Genomic DNA, 3686 nt, shown 5'->3' with positions numbered 1-3686 from the left:
GTAAGCAAAATAGCAGGTAAAGGAACACATCTAAGATTGCGTTAATAGCGAGAATGGAATCAACTTCCAACTCGTATATCGCAGACCTGCAGGTCGAGAATATGCCGAGTTGGTGGTTGATGGAATGGAGCGACCAACACTGTACAGCGGAGCTGTTGCCCTCGGAGAGAGCGACGGCTCCTGCCACACGGCGAGTGTGGGTAAGCCGGAACGGCTAGGGCAACGCCCTATTGAGTGGATTTCTGGAGAGTGGGAAGGTGGGGGAGTAACTACGACACTCCCCCACTGTGTTCATTGGTACACCAATCTTACAACAGACAAAAATCTTAAAAGTGTTAAAATGATTTACTCAATATTGCAATTTACATCTTTAATTTCCATCTGCCCTTCGATTTGAGTGTTTTTGGCTTTGATGTTGGTTTCCACATACTCATAACAAACACCCATGCGATTAGAGTGAGAGCCTTTAAATATAACTTCTGGATTCACTCTGTATGCCCCAGAATTGATTTTCTGCAGAAAAGCAGGATTTCCTTCGCATAAAGCCCTTATAGTCTTGCTTACGGTGTCAAGACTCATGCCAGAAGCTTCTGCTATAGCTCGCTGAGTCATAATTAACTGATTTTCTTTATCTAAGTGATCAATGATCCAAAAAGCTAGTCTGAGTTTTTGATTACTGATAGAATCCAAAGAATTGACTAAATGTTGCAACCACACTTTGTGAAAGTTAAAATCTCGTTCTTCAAGAACGTTCATTTGCATTGGATATGTTTCTCCAGTTTCAGGATCGACTAATTCTTTATATCCAACAAATTTTTGCTTTTTCTTGGTAATCATATGTGTAAATCCTTTCATATGTTCTGTTTGATTTAGTACAATTGTACTGCATTATTTTCTTCGTGTCAATATATTTGTTCTGTTTTATTCAGAACACTTGTAGTGAGATTTCAGTACAAGTGTACCGAGAATTCAGTACAAGCAAAATCCCTATAAACCTTGAAAAATAGGGATTTTTTAAGGTTTTATCTTAAATTTACTCTGTATCTATTGTTAAGACAAGTATTTTTCGGCTAAAATACACCCTTTTCTAGCCAGTAGTTATAGCTCTATATCATCAAACCTAACAGAGATATACTTTCTCGCAACCAAACACTTGCCCCGCCGACCCGCCGCCCTGTTAGGAACCGTCGCTCGGGGCATTCCTCCGCTACGCTGCGGAACCGTTGGCTGTGCCAAAAAACGAACAGAGGAAAGCAGTATTGTGCAGCCACTACTTTGTCATTTTTAATTTTGACAGTAGCGACTGCTTAAATAACAAACAGCTTCCCCACTACTTTCCGTCTTAAACAAATAGATACAGAGTAAATTTTATTAAAAAACAGAGAAAATCCCCATTTTTCAACGTTTTTAGGGTTTTTGCTTGTTGTAAGAATGGTAAACAAACGTTGTAAGATTGGTGTACAAATGTTTTCCCTTGTTTACAACAAAAAAGTAAAAATTGTATTTTATAAAAACAATGGAAAAAAAATCGTAAGTTTTTAAACTGTGGATTGTTTACTTATGATTGCATTGATTTATCAACAACGTGAATACTTGAAATGAAAAAGTGCATATGCTATAATGCCAGTAGGCAAAGAATGAGATTATGTCCATGCGGACAGAAAAACCCCAGGAGTCGCAACCTCCTGGGGTTTTTTGTGCTAGTTGTCACTGTCATTTCCATCTAGCCACTTGCAAAGATAATGGCAGGTTATCCCTGCTATGATGGAAACTAAGAATGAGATTATGATTTCCATGCAGACACCCCCTTTCCGTTGTCGGATTGGGTGTGACAACGGAAAGATTATATCACAAAGTAATGGCAACTGACAAGCCTCGCAGAGCCCCGGCTTTTGATACGAAGTGTCAAAAGTCATACGGGGTTACTTTTGACAAAAGTAACAAAATTCAGTATGCTGTGGACTAGGAGGTGTATGGTGGATGGGAAGAATATCGATGCCACAAGGAAAAGGTAGTCAATTACATAATAGGCGGAAATACGAAGAAATAGGCAAAGAAGTTCCAGAGCATATAAATACAAAATTGACATCACAAAATATTACACTGGTTGATCTGAATATCCGTCAGGCTTATCAGTCGATTTTTGGCAAAGCTGTAGCTGAATACAATAACAAACAAAGGCGATCTGATCGGAAAATTGAAGATTATTATAGTTATATACAAAAGTCAAAAAACGGAGAAAAACTATTTTACGAAGATATATTGCAATGGGGCAAAAAAGAAGATTTTCAGAGCGAAGAAACAAGGGAAAAGGCTAAAAGGGCATTGATAGAGTACGTCAATACTTTTGAGCAGAGAAACCCCAATTTGAAGCTGATAGGTGCTTATATACACATGGACGAAGCGAGTCCTCATTTGCATTTAGATTATGTTCCAGTAGCGCATGGTTACAAACGTGGGCTTTCTGCAAGAAATTCTCTGGATAGAGCCATGAAAGAAATGGGCTTTATCCCAGAAAAAGAAAGTCGTCAAAACAATGCTACCAAAATGTGGAAAGAGAATGAACGGTCATATTTTGGGGATATTTGTCGAAATATGGGACTTTCTGTTGAAGCCGAACGGAAAGCAAGAGGGAGTCTTTCTGTAGAGGAATATAAGGCTGCGAAAGATGAAATGCTTAAAGGGATTGAGAAAGAGTATGCGAAAAAGGAACAAGCTATTGCAGAGATAGACCGTATAACGTCATATATGGCTTTACAAGGCAATGAAGCTGTTAAGGCAGAGAATATGACCATAGAGCCTAAAAAATCATTCTGGGGCAAAACAGAGAGCTTAGAGAGGAAAGGTGTATTTATTGAGAACATGGACGAACAGCAAATACACACCCTTATGGGACGAGTTAAGTTTAGTGACAAATTATTAGATGAGTCTGCCTATACTGAGAAATATTGTGAGATGATAAAACGATCTGCGAAAATGGAAGCTGAAAAGATACGGTCTGAAGCAACTGCAGATCGGAATAAAGTTATTGCTAAAGCTGAAGGAATTCTCCGACAAAAAGAAGAGATAATCGCAGCTGCTGAAAGATGGGCAAAAAGTTTACAAGCGAAATATGATGAATTATCAGAGAAAGTTATGTCATTGTTGAAAATGGAGCGACGGTTGCAAGGAGAAGTAGCAGAACTTCAAGATAAACGAATGGAATTGGAGCCGATCAAGCAGGAAGTCGAGGAAATGAAAAAAGCAAAAAGTATTCTTTCTGGAGAATTAAGTTATGAATTTACAAGATCCAAATTTAGAAGTTGGCGTTCTATGCCATTTGGATCGAGCTATGATACTTACCGAGAAAAAGGTGAATTGCTGGCGTTATACAAAGATGGAACAATACGCAAAGTGGGTTCCAACAAGCAAGGTGGGTTTGATGAAAAAACATTGAATGACGAAAAGGCTGGATTGTGTGTTGTTGGAATCATGCAGGAAGAGGAAAAAGTTCAAATGCCTAAAAGGTTGTTGAATGAATTGCTACAAAAAACAGACAATGCGGTAGGCTTGTCTGAAGATTTAGGCGCTTTTATTCAGCAACAAAAAGAAGTAAGCAAAATAGCAGGTAAAGGAACACATCTAAGATTGCGTTAATAGCGAGAATGGAATCAACTTCCAACTCGTATATCGCAGACCTGCAGGTC

At 38.7% G+C, this 3686-nt stretch carries 2 protein-coding genes; one reads left to right on the top strand and one right to left on the bottom strand.

What is annotated here, in order from left to right; genetic code table 11:
* Positions 1 to 345 precede the first annotated feature (345 nt).
* The gene (locus tag EDD74_RS14875) at positions 346 to 837 is read right to left on the bottom strand and encodes a replication/maintenance protein RepL (RefSeq protein ID WP_116441421.1); all 492 of its coding nucleotides are present in this window, start codon (positions 835 to 837) and stop codon (positions 346 to 348) included.
* Positions 838 to 1980: 1143 nt separating this feature from the next.
* On the opposite strand from EDD74_RS14875, the gene EDD74_RS14870 reads away from it, so the two are divergent.
* Entirely contained in the window at positions 1981 to 3636 is a 1656-nt protein-coding gene (locus EDD74_RS14870; protein ID WP_116441420.1) for a plasmid recombination protein, read from the top strand.
* Positions 3637 to 3686 lie beyond the last annotated feature (50 nt).

This window comes from Faecalimonas umbilicata, from assembly GCF_004346095.1.
Classification (GTDB): Bacteria; Bacillota; Clostridia; order Lachnospirales; family Lachnospiraceae; genus Faecalimonas; species Faecalimonas umbilicata.
The sequence above is the reverse complement of the archived record's forward strand: the minus strand, read 5'-3'. Positions and strand labels throughout refer to the sequence as shown.

Bases quoted from the DNA above. Each gene is read 5' to 3' on its own strand.
- EDD74_RS14870 (WP_116441420.1), top strand. From the start codon at position 1,981: ATGGGAAGAATATCGATGCCACAAGGAAAAGGTAGTCAATTACATAAT.
- EDD74_RS14875 (WP_116441421.1), bottom strand. From the start codon at position 837: ATGATTACCAAGAAAAAGCAAAAATTTGTTGGATATAAAGAATTAGTC.